The organism is Occallatibacter sp., assembly GCF_036502485.1.
Lineage (GTDB): Bacteria > Acidobacteriota > Terriglobia > Terriglobales > Acidobacteriaceae > Telmatobacter.
In genome coordinates, this window is sequence record NZ_DASXYM010000173.1 from 57,126 (window position 1) to 72,738 (window position 15,613).

Sequence of the window (15,613 nt, forward strand, 5' to 3'; positions counted from 1 at the left end):
TCTGATTCGGCATCTGATGGAACGAAGGCAGGGCAGAACCGTGGACATGAGAGATACGCTTGGAGTTTTGCTCGCGGGAGGCGCCGGCGAACGGCTGTTTCCCCTGACCCGCGACCGCGCCAAACCAGCGGTCCCGTTTGGCGGGCACTATCGCATCATCGACATCACACTATCCAACTGCATCAATTCTGGCCTGCGCAAGGTCTTCATCCTCACGCAGTACAAAGCGCTCTCGCTCAACCGGCACGTGCGCGAAGGCTGGACCGGCATCGTGGCCCAGGAACTGGGCGAGTTCTTCGAACTGCTGCCGCCCATGCAGCGCACCGGCGCCAACTGGTACATGGGCACCGCGGACGCCGTCTACCAGAACATCTACTCCATCGGCAGCGAGCAGCCCAAGTACATGATCATCCTCTCGGGCGACCACATCTACAAGATGAACTACGCCCGCATGCTCGAGTATCACCAGGAAACCAAGGCGGACGTGACCCTGGCCACGCTGCCCATCCCGCCCGACGAGGTATCGCGCTTCGGCGTGGTCCAGGTGGGACAGAGCGGTGAGGTGGAAGGTTTTCTCGAAAAGCCGGCATCCACAACCTTCCGTTCTCCCTTCAGTCCCGAAAACGTCGATGCCTCCATGGGCATTTACATCTTCAACACGGAAGTCCTGCTCAAGGCGCTGATCGCCGATGCCGAGGATCCCGACTCCAAGCACGACTTCGGCCACAACATCCTGCCCAACCTGCTGGGCAACGCCAAGATGATGGCCTACAGCTTCGTCGACGAGAACAAGCAGCAGGCACTCTACTGGCGCGACGTCGGAACGCTCGACGCCTACTATGACGCCAACATGGACCTCTGCTCCGTGTCGCCGATCTTCAACCTCTACGACCGCAGCTGGCCCATCCGCACCCGCGTACGCCAGTACCCGCCCGCCAAGTTCGTCTTCGGCGAGCCGGGCCGTACCGGTACCGCCATCAACTCCGTCATCACCGCCGGCGTCATCATCTCCGGCGCCTCCGTATCCAACTCGGTGCTGTCCCAGGATGTCCGCGTGAATTCCTACACCGAGATCGACTCCAGCATCATCTTCTCGCACGTCAACATCGGCCGCCATTGCCGCATCCGGCGCGCCATCATCGACCGCGATGTGCACATCCCTGAAGGCACCGTGATCGGCTACGACGCCGTAGAGGACAAGCGCCGCTACTTCGTCACACCGTCCGGCCTGACCATCGTCACCCGCGACGCCAGCCTCTTCGAGAACCCCGTCGATCCGGAGTTCCTCAAACGGTATTAGTGACAGGCGATCGTGGAAGCCGCTCTCAGAGCTCTAAACCAGCTTGTAGCCGATGGCGTAATTGAGAATTACGCCGTCGGCGAAGCCATCGGCGCCTCTTTCTATGTGCCGGCAATGCAAACGCCCCCGCTCGGCGAGTCGATTCGAGACGCTCTCAGCGTCGCGTGCGGAAAGCGCGAGCCGCGCAGTCCGAGAATTCGTGACCTTTCGCTCCGTCCTTCATCCAAATTCCATGCAGACTCTGAGCCTCACCCCGTCGCATCCTGAGCCGCGCGACCGGGCTGCCTTCACCCGCCGCGCCTTCATCTTCGGCGGCGCGGCGGCCGTCAGCGGGCTGGCATTCTTCGGGCTGCGGCGCGGAACCGTAGCCCCCGCCATGCCCCTCGCCGCGGACCAGGGGCCTCGCGAAGTCACCATCGCCGTCATCCAGGCCGATGGCGCCAGAACCGGCGTCCAGACCGTGCCCCGCCTGATCCGGACCGACGCCGAGTGGCGACGCCTCCTCTCCCGCGATGCCTACTGGGTCTTGCGCCACGCCGACACCGAGCGGCCCTTCACCGGGTCGTTGCTGCACGAGGAACGGCGCGGCATCTTCCGCTGCGCCGGCTGCGACCTGGCCCTGTTCTCCTCGCAGGCCAAGTTCGACTCCGGCACCGGCTGGCCCAGCTTCTGGGAGCCCATCGCGCCTGAAAACGTCGTCGAAACCCCCGACGGCAGCGAGATGGTGGTGCGCACCGCCGTCGCCTGCCGTCTGTGCGACGGCCACCTCGGCCACGTCTTCAATGACGGACCGCGTCCCACCGGCCTGCGCTTCTGCATGAATTCCGTGGCGCTGCGCTTTGTTCCGTCCTGAGATACCATTGCTCCGTCCGGCAAAAGCAGAGCCCCAACGCAGATCGCCATGAGCCCAAAACAACCCACCACCGTACTGCCCGGCAACCCCCATGCCGCCCCAGCCGGCAAAGGCGGCGACCCCGGCGAGGGCCGCATCCGCTGCCCCCTGTGCCGCTGGGAGCCGCGCGTTTGGGATCGCTGGCTGTGCACCGCCTGCAAGCACACCTGGAACACCTTCGACACCGGCGGCGTCTGCCCCGGCTGCCTCATGCAGTGGACCGCCACCATCTGCCTCCGCTGCCGCAAGTGGTCCCCGCACTCTGACTGGTACCCAAAAGATTAGGCACGGCAACTCACCCGCCCCCGGCCGCTTCGCCCCGCCCCGTCTGCTATAAAGGACCCGCACTCACTTGGCATACGCGCCTGGGCTCTGGCGCGCTGGAGACCCCCTCATGACCGCTCGCCTCCTGCGGACTGCCGCGCTCGTCGCCGCCCTGGCCTTCTCCCTGTCCTCCGCAGTTCAAGGCCAGAAAACCGCCTCCCGCACCGTCGACCTCACCGTCGCCCGTCCCGAGTCCGTCGGCTTCGACTCCCAGCGCCTCGACCGCCTCCACACCCTCCTGCAGAAGGCCGTTGACGACAAAAAACTCGCCGGCGTCGTCACCATCCTCGCCCGCCACGGCAAGGTCGTCGACTACCGCACCTACGGCGCCCGCGACATGGCCTCCAACACCCCCATGACCAGGGACACCATCTTCCGCGACTACTCCATGACCAAGCCGGTCACCGCAGTCGCCATGATGATCCTCTTTGAAGAAGGCAAGTGGCTGCCCACCGACCCCATCGCCAGGTACATCCCCGAATTCGCCCACCTCAAGGTCTACGCCGGCAAAAACGACGACGGCACCGTCAAGCTCGTCGACCCCGACCACCAGCCCACCATGGCCGAGCTCATGTCGCACACCGCCGGCTTTACCTACGGCCTCTTCGGCAACACTCCCGTCGATCAGTTGGTCCGCGACGCCAAGCTCTTCCAGTCCGCCAACCTGCAGGAGTTCGTCGAAAAAGTCGCCAAGCTGCCCCTCCTCTACCAGCCCGGCAAAGGTTGGACCTACTCCATCTCCATGGATATCGAGGGCTACATCGTCGAGAAGCTCTCCGGCCAGTCCCTGCCCGACTTCTACCGCGACCGCATCTTCCAGCCGCTCGGCATGAAAGACGCCGGCTTCTTCGTCCCCAAAGACAAGTGGCAGCGCTTCGCCACACAGTACTTCCACGACCCCAAAACCGGCGGCCTCACCACTGAAGCCACCGGCGCCGTCAATGCCCGCGCCTACACCGAGCAGCCTCCCATGCCCTCCGGCGGAGGCGGCATGGTCTCCACCGCCGAAGACTATTACCGCTTCGCGCAGATGCTCGGCTACAACGGCGAACTCGACGGCAAGCGCATCCTCGCACCCGCGTCCGTAAAGCTGATGACCACCAATCACGTCCCCGAGCCGCTCATGACCATGGGCTTCGGCATCGGCTCCCAGCAGATCCGCCCCGGCTTCGGCTACGGCTATAACTGCGCGGTCGAGTACGACCCCCAGCTCGCCAACCTGCCTGACGGCAAAGGCACCTTCCTCTGGGACGGCGCCGCCGGCACCTGGTTCTGGGTCGACCCTGCCAACGACATCGTCTTCGTCGGCATGATTCAGCGCATCGGCGGCGGAGAGCCCAATGTCCAGTACCTCAGCCGCTCCCTCGTCTACCAGGCCCTCATCGACCCGGCTAAGTAAACGGGGCTCAACCTGCCGCTCGCGCCCGATTCCTGCTCTCTATTCCTGGTCCTCGTGCTGCGCCTTGGTCTCCGGCTTGCTCCCTGCGTCCACAGCATCCGGCTTCGGCTCTTTCTTCGTGTCGGACTTGCTATCCGGCTTCGGCTCAGCCTTCGCCGGTACATCGGCCTTCGACTCCGTAGAACCCGGCACAGGCGCCGCCGCCGTAACCGGCAGCGTCATGCTCTGCACAATTTCGGGATCATCCCTCAACCGCAGGTACAGCATCCCATTCGCCGGGTGCGGCACCGTGAGCTGCTCGCCCGTAAAGCCGGTGGGCACCTCGGTCGCATTGGCAAAATCCTGGTTCGCCGCAATCGAATTCACCAGAAACAGGTTCGCGCCTGAAAGCGTGCAGGGCTTGCTCGCCGCACGCGGGCAGCGCAAATCCTTGAACGACGGCACCCGCACCAGCGTCCCCAGGTGCATCCAGTCCCCCGGCACACCATCCGCCGATACGGCTCTGGCGCTCAGCGGCCCAAAGGCCGATGCCCCAAACCGCTTCAGCGGCTCCACCGTGCCAATCACCGTCCGCGCATCCTCAAGCATCAGGCTGCCGTCCGCCAGAGAAAGCGTGGTCGCAAAGCTGCCGTCCTCCGCCGCCACCTCCACCCGCTGGTTGCGCGGAAACTTCTGCGGCACCTCCGACTTCAGGAAAAACACAATCTTGCCGTTCAGCGGCAAATCGTCCGGGCTCCCCAGCTTCACCAGCGACGGCGCCGCCGGATCCATATCCTGCGCGCCCTTGCTCAGCAGCGTCACCTGCGGCCGCGGCGGATCCACGCGCACCGGCACCTTCAACTCGCGCCCGTCGCGCAGCGTCACCCGCGCCGAGGAGCGCTCGCCAGCTTCCAGTTCTGCCGTCGACGCATCCGTGTTCAGCGCCAGCTGGTCGTAGTCCTGCACCCGCGACAGCTTGCCCGGCGACCATGCCAGGTTGCTGAAAGTAGCCCTCGCCACTTCATCCAGGCGCGTACCCTTCAGAGTGGCCGTCTTGTCGCCCACATTCAGGGTGATGCGGTCCAGCGACGCCGCCTCCGCATATGCATTCAGGCTCAACGTGTCCGGCTTCGCCACCCCGTACTGATGTATCTGGATCGCGATCGGCCCGGGCGTAGCCGTCTTCATCGGCACATCCACCGCCAGCGTGTCGGGCTTCGGGGACTTCCAGGTCAGCGGCAGCGGCTTCACTCCGTCCAATTCCACCTTTGACACGCACAGCGTGCTGTCGCCCGCAATGTGCAGCGTATCGTCGCGACCCACAATCAGCGCCGACTGGTCGTCCGCCGCCACCGTCCACTTGCCCGGCGCCGCGGAAAGCAGCTTGTAGTGCGGCCCTTCGAAGTCGTCAAAACCCCACTTGCCCACCACCGTCGCCGTCAGCTCGCCGGCCGGCAACTTGGGCAGAGCCTCCCCCGGTACAACGCCGCCTTTGGTCGCATCGGTGGCCGCCGGAAGCTCCACCGAGTAGTTCCCGGCCCCCTCCAGCCGCAGCTTCAAATCGTGCGCTATCGCTGTGCCGAACACCATCGGCGCCCCATCCGCCGAAAACACCAGCTCCGGCTTCTGCGCGCATAGCGTCTCGTTGGGATTGAGCGAGTGCAGCGGCGGACCCTTCACCGGTCCCACCGGCGGCAGCGCCACCACCACCACCGACCGCGGATCGCGGAACGACGGCGGCTCGTTCAACCGCAGGTTCAGGGTGTCTTTCGTCGGCAGCGCCAGAGCGGGGATGTACTGAAAATGCGCCGTGTGCAGCGACGACAGAATCTTGGCCATGTCCACAATCGCGCCCACATACGGGCTGTACATGCCCGCCCCGCCAATGTGCGAATAGCTGAGCTGGTTCATTAAATCGGCGGTCGAGCCGTTGGCAATCTGCCCCACCAGGTTCTGCGCATTGGTGTCGTCCAGCACCATGCCTTCCGTATGCTGCGAAAGACACGAGGCCTGCTGGTCGATAGGCCGCTCGAAACACTGCTGCTGAATCTTGATCCCCAGCGACCGCGCCGCCAATTCCGTGCGCTCCTTGAATACCTTGGGGTCCGACTGGTTGCCCGACTTCAGCTCGGTCAGATAGCTGTCCAGCCGCATCCGTTCCCAGCTCGCGGCCTGCAGGTCCTGCGCGGCCCGCACAAACGCGCCGGGACGGTCATGCACCGCGCGCCGCAGCGTGGTAAAGTCGCCGCCCGTCTCCGGCGCCAGAAACAGAAGAGCCTGCTGCGCCTCATTCGGCACAGTCACAAACACGCCCTCTTCGCGCGCTGCCCGCGTCCACGTCTCCACCCGCGTAAACCAGTCATTGGGCGGGGGATTGGTGGCGCCCCGTAAAAACGCTACCACCAGTACAAAATGCGCGGATTGGGTCTCAGGCAGGTCAGGGTGCACCCACAGACGATCCCCGGGCATCAGGTTGGCCGTCTGGCCCACCGGCAGGGTTACATTGCCGCGTTTCACATGAACATCGACCTTCGGACCGGTCAGATCGAACGCCGGACTATCGGCGAACAGGAGAGCAGGGAACCAAACAGCCGCCAGAAGCAGCGGCAAAAAACGACGCATACTCCCATTCTAAGTGGAGCGGCAAGCCTGCGAAACCGGCCGGTCCCGAAGACCGAAATTTTTTACTGCAGATATTTTCCGCAAAATAACGTAGAATGCTAAAAAATTTCCAAGTGACCTTGAGAAGGGGATCGTATACACTACGTGGGGTTAGTATCCACTGCATTAAGTAGATCCTTTTTCTCTTTCAGGCGGGATTTCAAACCACACATTGGTAGGTGTGCTCGGGAAAGTTCCGGGCAGTTTGCCCTAGATATCGCCCACTGGGTCAGTGGTCAAATTGTAGAAAGGCCCGCGTGTACCCCAAAACCGCGCGGCACAGGTGCGCACTGTGTCCTGCCGCCCGGCTGGAGCAGGCGTAGCCGTTAATTCGGAAGTCGGAATGGCGGTATACGGAGAAGAACGTATGAAATCAGCGAGAGTGGCGCAAGCCAGCGTAGATGTTAGTAATCTTAGTATCCCCGACGCGGAAGAGATCATTGAAGAGGCTCTGAACGAACTTGCTTATTCGCAGGATCCGGGACTGTCCCGAGCCCTGCGCTTCCTGGCGCCTCCCGGGTATCAGGCCATCGTCGAACTGTGTAGCGAGAACGGCCGCAGCAAACGCCGCAACGCCACCGCCGACATCTGGTCGCCTGAAGAGGACGAGGTCCGCATTTATTTCGAGCGCATAGGCGGCGGAGACGATTCCGCGCCACGCACCGTACGCACCGCACCCCGCGCCTTGGCAGAGCACCACGCCGAAGACGACGAAGTCGCAGAGCCCCTGGCACTCGCCGATCTCGATGCCCGCGTCAAGGAACTGTGCAACGCCCTGGCTGAAGCCGAACGCGGCGGACACGCCTTCATCGCCCTCAAGTGGTTCCGCGATTCCTTCCTGCCGCGTAAAGCCTACCGCTGGAATCAGAACCCCGAATCCCGTCAGGCCGTCCTCGCTGAAGCCATCCAGCGCAGCGTGGTGCTCACCAGCAAAATCGCCAATCCCAAAACGCCGGCTTATCCAACCACCACCATCCGGCTCAATCGTGCCGAGGCGGGCATTCCGGAAGAGGCCCAGCGCTTCCATCCCGTCGCCGTCCACGGTGAAACCCTCACCGCCGTTCTGGAAGAGGAACGAGGGGTCCTGTGAGTTGTTACTTTCTCGAGGCAACGGCCTTCGCCAAGCTTTTTGTGCGTGAGCCGGGAACCGATGCGCTCATCCACCTGATGGAGTCGGTCGAAGATAACCGTAAACTGATCGCCGCGTCCACACCCCTCGAGGTCTACGCGGCCATTCGCAAACGCGAGCGCGCCGGAGGCATCAGCCACGACGATGCCGCTGCAGCCCTCGAAATCCTCCGCCTCGAGGCCGCACGTACCGTGCAGGAGCCGCTCAATCCGGCCGTCCTCGAGTGCGCCCGGCAGTTGCTCGACCGCCGCATCCTGCGCTGGCCCGACGCCGTGCAGCTCGCCGCCGCCCTGGTCGCCCGCGACATGTTCCAGAACACGGAGATCATCTTCGTCTCCGCCTCCAAGGTCCTCCTCGACGCCGCCAAAGCCGAAGGCCTGCAGACCATCAACCCCACCCTCGAACCCGAGCCCGCAAAAGAGCCTGCCAAAGAAGCCGAGCCGGTCTGACCAGGGTTTGTAACCAGAGTTTGTAATCAGGGTCTGTAACCAGGGCCTGACTCCACTCACGCCAAAAGAGTCAATCGGAATGCGGGGCCTTAGCGCCAGCCACGGTCCACGTGCCACCAGATGCGCCTTCTCCGCAGCCTGCTTAGCTCCTGCAAATGATGTTTAACTGAACGGCCAGCCTTAAACCCATCGCCCTGAGAATCGCCGAGAGGCTCTTCGATTCAGGATTGCCTTCGCTCGAGAGTGTCCGATACAACTGCGTCGGATTCAGATCAGCCTCATCAAGATCAATTCATCAGGAGCCGCTGCGAAACTTGTTCGCCTGCTCAAACTCCTCCCGCAACTCCGGCCCCCGCAGATTCTCGCGTATGTACTGCAGCCGCTGCTCCAGCGCCAGCAGAGCCTTCTCCACCGCTGCCGTATTCGTCGCCGCAATGTCGCGCCACATCGAGAACGGGCTCGCCCCCAGCCGCGTCATCTCTCTGAGCGCCCGCCCGCCCACATCCTTCAACTCCGGCGCATCGCCCACTGCCTCTTCCAGCAGCGCGCTCAGAGCCGTCGCCGTGAACTGCGGCAGATGGCTCACCCATGCCACCATCTCGTCATGCCGCGACGGGTCGATATCAATCGTCCGCGACCCCATGCTGACCACCAGTTCCCGCCAGTCTCTTACCAGCGCCGATGCGGCAGATGAACGCTCCCACTTAGCAACGTCCGTAAACAGCCACACCGCTCCGCGAAACAGCCCGGCATCCCCCAGCTCCGCCCCGCCGCGCTCCTTGCCCGCCATGGGATGGCCAGGCAGAAACGCCGCCCGCCCCGGCACATTGAACAAACGCCCCGCGGCCTCCGTGATCTGTCCCTTGGTGCTGCCCACATCGGTAAGCAACTGATCCGGCCCCAGCACACCCGCAAGCTGTTCCATAAGGTCCAGAGTCGGGTAAATCGGCACCGCCAGCAGCGTGACCTGCGCACCCCGCGCCGCCTCGATCGGGTCCGCGGCCACGGCATCGATTGCGCCCATGGACAGCGCCTGCTCCGCCCCCGCCGCCCCGCGATTCCACCCCACGAGGGACCCGCCGAACCCAGACGCCCGCAACCCCAATCCAACAGACGTACCGAGCAGCCCCGTACCAAGAATCGCAATCCGCTGGATCATGGATCAAGTGTAAGCGAGCCAGCAAGTCAGCCAACTCGCGAACCCGCTGCCTCTAAAACGTTCTTCCCACTGCCGTCGCAATCAGCCTTAACTCGCTCATCAACTGGTCGAACTGCTCCGGATACAACGTCTGCGCCGCGTCGCTGGCCGCCTTATCGGCATTGGGATGCACCTCGACGATAATCCCGTCCGCGCCCGCCGCCACTGCCGCCCGCGCCAGCGGAGCCACCATGTCCCGCCGGCCCGTTCCATGCGACGGGTCACCCACGATGGGCAGATGCGACAGCTTCTTCACCACCGGAATCGCCGAAATGTCCATCGTGTTCCGCGTCGAGGTCTCATACGTCCGGATCCCGCGCTCGCACAAAATCACCTCGTAGTTCCCGCCCGCCAGAATGTACTCGCTCGACAGCAGCAGTTCCTCAACCGTTGCCGCAATCCCGCGCTTCAGCAGAATCGGCTTGCGCACCTGACCCAGCTCCCGCAGCAGGTTGAAGTTCTGCATATTGCGCGCACCCACCTGAAACAGATCCACGTGCGGCAGCATGGGCTCAATCTGCGCAATCTCCATGACCTCGCTCACCACCAGCAGCCCGTGCGCCTCCGCTGCCTCGCGCATCATTTCCAGCCCCGCAATCCCCATCCCCTGGAATGAATACGGCGAGGACCGCGGCTTGAACGCGCCGCCCCGCAGAAACGTGCCCCCAGCCCCCTTCACCCGCCGCGCCGTCTCAAAAATCTGTTCGCGGCTCTCCACCGAGCAGGGACCGCCCATCGCCACAACCTGCTTCCCCCCCACGGTCACCCCGTTGCGGAACTCGATCACGGTCCCCTCTGGCCGGAAACTCCGCCCAGCCAGCTTGTATGGCGAGCTGATGCGATGCACGTGCATAACTCCCGCCATAATTTCAAACTGCGCCAGATCCAGTGACGACGTCTTCCCCACCGCTGCCAGAATGGTCTGCATCTCGCCGGTGGTCCGATGAACTTCCACTCCGCATTCCACCAGCGCGTTGATCACAGCATCGATCTGCTCTTCGGTGGCCTTCTCCTGCATGGCAACAATCATTTCTTCTTTCCTGTCTCCGGCGTCTGTCCCGTCTCCCCGTTTTGAGACGACGGCGCGCCTGTTGGCCCGGCGGCGGGTGCGGCACTGTCGCTGTTCGACGCAGCCGCTAACCTCGCCAACTCCCGGGCATGTCGTTCTGAGGCCAGCTCGTTCCGCTGCAAGGCACGCATGACGTCGATGATGCGCTCGTAGATATGCGTCAGTTCGATATCCGGGAGTGGTCCCTGATTCACCGCGCGAACGTTGGCATACACCAGCTTTTCGCGATTCGGCTCATACACCGGCAGCGACGTGGCAGCCTTCAGATGACCCACCATCTGTGCCGCGCGAGCCCGCTCATTGAGCAGCGCCACCAACTGCCGATCCAGAACATCGATGCGCTTCCGCAATTCTTCCAGCGTCATTGAAAATCCTCAGCGTGAGCCTTGAGCGACCATAGCTTGCCACTAGCTTCTCGCTTCTGGAAGCTGAAAGCTAAAGGCTGCTCTCACCGGGCCGGCGCCGCACTGCTCAGGCGCAGGCCCTTGATAAATCGGGCCACCTCGCCGGGCGCGGTCTCCGGTGTCGAGCGCTCAATCAGCTCCACAATCGCGCTGCCAATCACCGCCGCATCCGCAAACTCCCCCACCTCGGCCACATGGTCCGCATTGGAGATGCCGAAGCCGACAGCCACCGGCAGCTTCGTCCATCGCTTGATCCGCTCCACCAGCGCGGCCGCATCCGCGGTCATCTGCTGCTGCTTGCCCGTGATTCCCGTCCGCGAAATCGCATACACAAACCCGCGCGAATGAGACGCAATCGCCTCCAGCCGCGCATCTGAACTCGTCGGCGCTGCCAGAAACACCGGCGCCAATCCCGTCCGATCCATGGCAGCCAGATACTCCGCAGCCTCTTCCACAATCATGTCGATCACCAGCACCCCATCGGCGCCGGCTGCTTTGGCCTCATCGGCAAAACGCTCCAGCCCATAGCGAAGAATCGGATTCAGATACGTGAAGAAAATCAGACCCGCCTGCGGCCGCGCCGCCCGGATCGCCCGCGCCACTCCCAGCACATCGCTCAGCTTCACGCCGCGGCTCAGCGCCCGCTCGCTGGCACGCTGGATAATCGGCCCATCCCCCAGCGGATCGGAAAACGGCACCCCCAGCTCGATCACATCCGCGCCCGCGTCAATCGCCTCAATGGCAATGGCCCGCGACGCCTCCAGCGACGGATCGCCCGCCGTGATATACACCACCAGCCCCGGCTTGTGATCGAATCGAATCCCCATCCCGCCCTTATCCCTCAGGTCCAGGCCCCGAAGGTCCTCCGACTGGCTTTCCGCTAACTCGCTAATCAGCTAACTCGCCAACTTGCCCAATTCGCTAACCAGCTAACTCGCCGCCCCACTCAAATCCAGCTCCTGCGCCAAAATCCCCATATCCTTATCGCCGCGTCCGGAGAGGTTCACCACCAGTATGTCATGTGGTTTCATCGCCGGCGCCAGCCGCAGCGCCTCGGCCACCGCGTGCGCGCTTTCGAGCGCCGGCAAAATCCCCTCGGTCCGCGCCAGCTTCACCAGAGCCGCCAGCGCCCGCGCATCATCGCACGACGTATACTCCGCCCGCCCCGTGTCATGCAGCATCGCGTGCTCCGGCCCCACGCTGGCGTAATCAAGCCCCGCGCTCACCGAATGCGTCAGCGCGATCTGCCCGTTGTCATCCTGCAGCACATAACTGAACGTCCCCTGCAGCACCCCCGGAACCCCGCCCGAAAACCGCGCCGCATGCTCGCCCAGCGCCGTCCCGCGCCCGCCTGCCTCCACCCCAATCAGCCGCACATCGCGGTCCTGGATAAACTCGAAAAACGCTCCAATCGCGTTCGACCCGCCACCCACGCACGCCACAATCGCGTTGGGCAGTCTCCCCTCTCGTTCCAGAATCTGCTCCCGCATCTCCCGGCTGATGCAGCGCTGAAAATCCCGCACAATCGTGGGATAAGGATGCGCCCCCAGCGCGCTGCCCAGAATGTAATAGGTGGTGCGGACATTCGTGACCCAGTCGCGCATGGCCTCGCTGATCGCATCCTTCAGCGTCTTTGACCCGGACGACACACCCCGCACCTCGGCCCCCAGCAAACGCATGCGCAGCACGTTCAGCTCCTGCCGCGCCATGTCCACTTCGCCCATGTAGATCACGCAGTCCAGCCCCAGCAGCGCGCACACCGTCGCGGTGGCCACCCCATGCTGCCCTGCGCCCGTCTCGGCAATGATCCGCTTCTTGCCCATGCGCCTGGCCAGCAGTCCCTGGCCCAGCGCGTTGTTGATCTTGTGCGCCCCGGTGTGCAGCAGGTCCTCGCGCTTGAGATAAATCTTCGCCCCGCCCAGCTCCTCGGTCAGCCGCTTGGCAAAGTAGAGCGGCGTCGGCCGCCCGGCAAAATCCTTCAGCAGCCCGTCCAGCTCCTGCTGGAACGCCGCATCCGCCGCGGCAATCTCGTACTCGCGCTCCAACTCCTCGAGCGCCGCCATCAGCGTCTCGGGTACATACCGCCCGCCATAAACCCCAAACCGCCCGGGCCGCGACTCCGAAGGTGCTGCCGGAAGAATGACCGATGACATGAGAAAGCCTCCTGGGCGAACCCGAAAAGGGCTCCCTCTCAGTCTAACGGCTTCGAGCATTCCCCCCGCCAGGCCGCAGGGTTGAAGGGCAGGTGCCGGATGCCGGATGCGTACCGGGTGCCCCTCCTGGCTCTGCCGGGGAGGGAATCCACCGCCTCCGCCACTCTTGCCTTTTCTATCGGTCATTCCCGCCCGGGGAATCTGCTTCTCCCGTTGCCAATCCTGACAAGAGGCCCCCACCCCCCGCCTGAAACCCGAATCACCGCCACGCCCCCAGCACCAGCCCCATCACCGTCAGCGCCACCGTCAGATACCCGCCATTCACCAGCAAATAGCTCCACGGCTTGCGCTCGAACAGGCAGATGATCCCGATCCCCATAAAGCACCACCCGAACCCCGCCAGAAAACCTGCCGTCGCCCCCCACGCCGCCGTCGTCGTCGGCGCATCCAGAAACTTCGCCAGGTTGAACGCCATCACCAGGCTCAAAATCAGGCTGATCCCGAAAATCTTCGCAGGATTCCCCGCTGGCGGCTCGCCTTCAAACCCGTTGGCCTTCTTCCAAGGGGCGGCAAACACCCGGTACCACACCCCGCCCACCACAAACGCCGACACCCCCGCCGCCAGCACTGCCCAGTAATTCAGGTGACCGTTCATCGCTTCTCCCCCTCCGCCGCCTTATCACTCCCGTTCGCTGCCCCGCCGCCACTCCCGCCCATGGCCTTCTGCCAATCCGTCGGCCCCGCCACGAAACGGTGGTGCAGCATGGCCATCAGTTGCGCATTCCCCGCCGCCAGATACTCATACGCGGCATCCCACTCCGCGCCTTTCTGCCAGCCGGTCTGCGTCAGCGTCACCAGCGTGCCGTCTCCCGCGGCTTCAAACGTGAACGCCACCCTCGTCCGCGCCGCCCGCACCGCCGGAAACCGGTCCGGCGCCAGCGCCCGGATCACCAGCTCCTTCTCCCGTACGAAACTCTCAATCGTCCCCCCGCCCGTGCTCCCCGGAAACTTCACCAGCCAGTCCCCGCCCGGCTTCAAGTCAACAGACACGTCCGGCGCCAGCCAGCTGCTCAGCCCCTTGTTCGTGGTGAACGCCGCCCAGACATCGTGCAACGGTGCGGGGATTGATAACTCAATCTTCAAAACCTTGTTGGGAACTTCGGTCTGCAACGCGCGCGCCGCCGGCGAGGAAACGCAGGCGACAGCAAGAACAGCGGAAAGAAACACGGTCTTCATCGATTCGACCTCACTTGGTTGATCGTTCAAGTAAATCCGCTGTATGCTCCATTGTCAAGGCCTTTCATGTCGAACGAAACTCGGACATCCGCGGCAAAGAAGCCCACTCTCGTCCAGCCCACCGGACCGGCTACCCGCCAGCGTCTGGTCGAATCGGCCCGCTACCTGTTCTGGGAACGCGGCTTCGCCGGCACTTCCATGGCCGACCTGCTCGCCCACGCCAAGGTCAACTCCGGCAGCTTTTACCACTTCTTCGACAGCAAGGAAGCCCTGCTCCGCGAAGTGCTTGAGACCTATCGGGACGCGCTCCATCCCATGGTCGTCGAACCCGCCTTCGCCACCACGCCGGAGCCCATCGAGCGCATCTTCGCCATCCTGGCCGGCTATCGCGAACGCATCCTCATGACCGACGCCCAATACGGCTGTCCCATCGGCCGCCTCGCCCTTGAAATCGACCCCGAAAACCGCCCCGCCCACAAACTCATCGCCGAAAACTTCGCCGGCTGGATCGATGCCGTCCGCGACTGCCTCGCCGCCGCCCCCCTCCCCCCCGGCACCGACATCGACGCCCTGGCGACTTACGTCCTCGCCGTCATGGAAGGCGGCGTCATGCTCTCCCGCTCCTACGCCTCCGTCGACCCCTACGACCGCACCGTCAAAGCCCTTCGCGAACACTTCCGCCTTCTCATCCCACCCGCCCCCTGATCACGCCTGCGCGGGCACGATTCTCCTTCCCGCAGCCGGCTCAGTCGTGCCATGAAGCTGCTGATCTTTCGACCACCCCACCCCAACCACAATGCCGTGTCCGCTGCGTATCCGCCGCCCCCAAAACCATGTCATCCTGAACGCAGTGAGGGATCCGCGGTTGTCTTTCGGAATTTCGGGCGGCATTCTTCCGAGTCGGCCACTCAACAACCGCTGATTTATCGGCATCCGGGCTTCAGCCCCTGCCGCACTCCCCATCCCGAAGATGGCGCCTTGCTCCCAGCCCGTTCAGTCACGCCGGCGTCTTTCCAACCCCGTCACATCGCCCCGTGACGCCCGGCACAGACCACTCGCCCCATTACCCGCATAATTGAACCCTGGGCCGCAGGTGTGTCTTACGCCAGCCGTACTATGACAAGCCGTGGCAAGCAAGCGTAGCAAACCGCCAGATTACTGAACAGTTACGAAGTGCGCTTTTTTCCGCTTGGAGCATGTTCGAAAAGCTTATTTGATTGATTTCAATATAGTTATCAGTTTTATCCTGGTGATCCAGCTCACAGGTTGAGACCCAACGAGACCACACGGAGCCGCTTGAACGATCGATCAACTCCTCATCCTTGCTGCACTGGAAGTTTACTGAGAAGTTAATCCACCCCCCCCGCCGCCCGCGCCTGCGCCACGAATGCCCTGACCTTCTCAGGATCCTTGCGCCCCG

General features: G+C 63.5%; 15 protein-coding genes. 7 read left to right on the top strand and 8 right to left on the bottom strand.

Annotated features, from left to right (window positions below; genetic code table 11):
- The first annotated feature begins 46 nt into the window (after positions 1 to 46).
- From glgC to VGL22_RS21160, 4 genes are all read left to right on the top strand, one after another.
- Entirely contained in the window at positions 47 to 1,300 is a 1,254-nt protein-coding gene (gene glgC / locus VGL22_RS21145; RefSeq protein WP_465268951.1) for a glucose-1-phosphate adenylyltransferase, read from the top strand.
- Positions 1,301 to 1,499: 199 nt separating this feature from the next.
- Positions 1,500 to 2,153: a peptide-methionine (R)-S-oxide reductase MsrB gene (msrB, locus tag VGL22_RS21150; protein ID WP_465268952.1), complete on the top strand. Its 654-nt coding sequence runs from the start codon at positions 1,500 to 1,502 to the stop codon at positions 2,151 to 2,153.
- 48 nt (positions 2,154 to 2,201) lie between these two features.
- Positions 2,202 to 2,477 carry a hypothetical protein gene (locus VGL22_RS21155; RefSeq protein WP_465268953.1) on the top strand — a complete coding sequence of 92 codons (276 nt, stop codon included), beginning with the start codon at positions 2,202 to 2,204 and terminating at the stop codon, positions 2,475 to 2,477.
- 109 nt (positions 2,478 to 2,586) lie between these two features.
- Entirely contained in the window at positions 2,587 to 3,915 is a 1,329-nt protein-coding gene (locus VGL22_RS21160; RefSeq protein ID WP_465268954.1) for a serine hydrolase domain-containing protein, read from the top strand.
- A gap of 39 nt (positions 3,916 to 3,954) precedes the next feature.
- On the opposite strand, the gene VGL22_RS21165 is transcribed toward VGL22_RS21160, so the two are convergent.
- Entirely contained in the window at positions 3,955 to 6,516 is a 2,562-nt protein-coding gene (locus VGL22_RS21165; protein ID WP_465268955.1) for a hypothetical protein, read from the bottom strand.
- A gap of 406 nt (positions 6,517 to 6,922) precedes the next feature.
- On the opposite strand from VGL22_RS21165, the gene VGL22_RS21170 reads away from it, so the two are divergent.
- A complete protein-coding gene (locus VGL22_RS21170; protein ID WP_465268956.1) occupies positions 6,923 to 7,645 on the top strand; it encodes a hypothetical protein in 723 nt (240 codons plus the stop codon).
- On the top strand, positions 7,642 to 8,133 hold the full coding sequence (locus VGL22_RS21175; protein ID WP_465268957.1) for a type II toxin-antitoxin system VapC family toxin: 492 nt from the start codon (positions 7,642 to 7,644) through the stop codon (positions 8,131 to 8,133). Before VGL22_RS21170 ends, VGL22_RS21175 begins: the two co-directional genes overlap by 4 nt.
- Before the next feature lie 295 nt (positions 8,134 to 8,428).
- Here the strand turns inward: VGL22_RS21175 and VGL22_RS21180 are convergent, their stop codons facing one another.
- The 7 genes from VGL22_RS21180 to VGL22_RS21210 form a co-directional block, all read right to left on the bottom strand.
- A complete protein-coding gene (locus tag VGL22_RS21180) occupies positions 8,429 to 9,292 on the bottom strand; it encodes a prephenate dehydrogenase (RefSeq protein WP_465268958.1) in 864 nt (287 codons plus the stop codon).
- A gap of 52 nt (positions 9,293 to 9,344) precedes the next feature.
- A complete protein-coding gene (gene aroF, locus VGL22_RS21185; RefSeq protein WP_465268959.1) occupies positions 9,345 to 10,361 on the bottom strand; it encodes a 3-deoxy-7-phosphoheptulonate synthase in 1,017 nt (338 codons plus the stop codon).
- The gene (locus VGL22_RS21190) at positions 10,358 to 10,765 is read right to left on the bottom strand and encodes a chorismate mutase (protein WP_465268960.1); all 408 of its coding nucleotides are present in this window, start codon (positions 10,763 to 10,765) and stop codon (positions 10,358 to 10,360) included. The genes aroF and VGL22_RS21190 overlap by 4 nt, the downstream gene beginning before the upstream one ends.
- An 83-nt stretch (positions 10,766 to 10,848) precedes the next feature.
- Entirely contained in the window at positions 10,849 to 11,631 is a 783-nt protein-coding gene (gene trpA / locus VGL22_RS21195; RefSeq protein WP_465268961.1) for a tryptophan synthase subunit alpha, read from the bottom strand.
- A gap of 102 nt (positions 11,632 to 11,733) precedes the next feature.
- Positions 11,734 to 12,957 (bottom strand): tryptophan synthase subunit beta, encoded by a 1,224-nt coding sequence (gene trpB / locus VGL22_RS21200; protein ID WP_465268962.1) that lies wholly within the window; start codon positions 12,955 to 12,957, stop codon positions 11,734 to 11,736.
- A gap of 259 nt (positions 12,958 to 13,216) precedes the next feature.
- Positions 13,217 to 13,612: a DUF1761 domain-containing protein gene (locus VGL22_RS21205; protein WP_465268963.1), complete on the bottom strand. Its 396-nt coding sequence runs from the start codon at positions 13,610 to 13,612 to the stop codon at positions 13,217 to 13,219.
- Complete coding sequence (locus VGL22_RS21210) at positions 13,609 to 14,193, bottom strand: SRPBCC family protein (protein WP_465268964.1); 585 nt, start codon at positions 14,191 to 14,193, stop codon at positions 13,609 to 13,611. Before VGL22_RS21210 ends, VGL22_RS21205 begins: the two co-directional genes overlap by 4 nt.
- Positions 14,194 to 14,259: 66 nt before the next feature.
- Here VGL22_RS21210 and VGL22_RS21215 point away from each other — a divergent pair, with 66 nt between their 5' ends.
- The gene (locus VGL22_RS21215) at positions 14,260 to 14,898 is read left to right on the top strand and encodes a TetR/AcrR family transcriptional regulator (RefSeq protein WP_465268965.1); all 639 of its coding nucleotides are present in this window, start codon (positions 14,260 to 14,262) and stop codon (positions 14,896 to 14,898) included.
- The last annotated feature ends 715 nt before the right edge of the window (positions 14,899 to 15,613 follow it).

What these genes read in the sequence shown, in the direction of transcription:
- glgC (WP_465268951.1), top strand. Translation starts at nt 47, where the DNA reads ATGAGAGATACGCTTGGAGTTTTGCTCGCGGGAGGCGCCGGCGAACGG.
- VGL22_RS21155 (WP_465268953.1), top strand. Translation starts at nt 2,202, where the DNA reads ATGAGCCCAAAACAACCCACCACCGTACTGCCCGGCAACCCCCATGCC.
- VGL22_RS21160 (WP_465268954.1), top strand. Translation starts at nt 2,587, where the DNA reads ATGACCGCTCGCCTCCTGCGGACTGCCGCGCTCGTCGCCGCCCTGGCC.
- VGL22_RS21165 (WP_465268955.1), bottom strand. Translation starts at nt 6,516, where the DNA reads ATGCGTCGTTTTTTGCCGCTGCTTCTGGCGGCTGTTTGGTTCCCTGCT.
- VGL22_RS21170 (WP_465268956.1), top strand. Translation starts at nt 6,923, where the DNA reads ATGAAATCAGCGAGAGTGGCGCAAGCCAGCGTAGATGTTAGTAATCTT.
- VGL22_RS21180 (WP_465268958.1), bottom strand. Translation starts at nt 9,292, where the DNA reads ATGATCCAGCGGATTGCGATTCTTGGTACGGGGCTGCTCGGTACGTCT.
- aroF (WP_465268959.1), bottom strand. Translation starts at nt 10,361, where the DNA reads ATGATTGTTGCCATGCAGGAGAAGGCCACCGAAGAGCAGATCGATGCT.
- VGL22_RS21190 (WP_465268960.1), bottom strand. Translation starts at nt 10,765, where the DNA reads ATGACGCTGGAAGAATTGCGGAAGCGCATCGATGTTCTGGATCGGCAG.
- trpA (WP_465268961.1), bottom strand. Translation starts at nt 11,631, where the DNA reads ATGGGGATTCGATTCGATCACAAGCCGGGGCTGGTGGTGTATATCACG.
- trpB (WP_465268962.1), bottom strand. Translation starts at nt 12,957, where the DNA reads ATGTCATCGGTCATTCTTCCGGCAGCACCTTCGGAGTCGCGGCCCGGG.
- VGL22_RS21205 (WP_465268963.1), bottom strand. Translation starts at nt 13,612, where the DNA reads ATGAACGGTCACCTGAATTACTGGGCAGTGCTGGCGGCGGGGGTGTCG.
- VGL22_RS21210 (WP_465268964.1), bottom strand. Translation starts at nt 14,193, where the DNA reads ATGAAGACCGTGTTTCTTTCCGCTGTTCTTGCTGTCGCCTGCGTTTCC.
- VGL22_RS21215 (WP_465268965.1), top strand. Translation starts at nt 14,260, where the DNA reads ATGTCGAACGAAACTCGGACATCCGCGGCAAAGAAGCCCACTCTCGTC.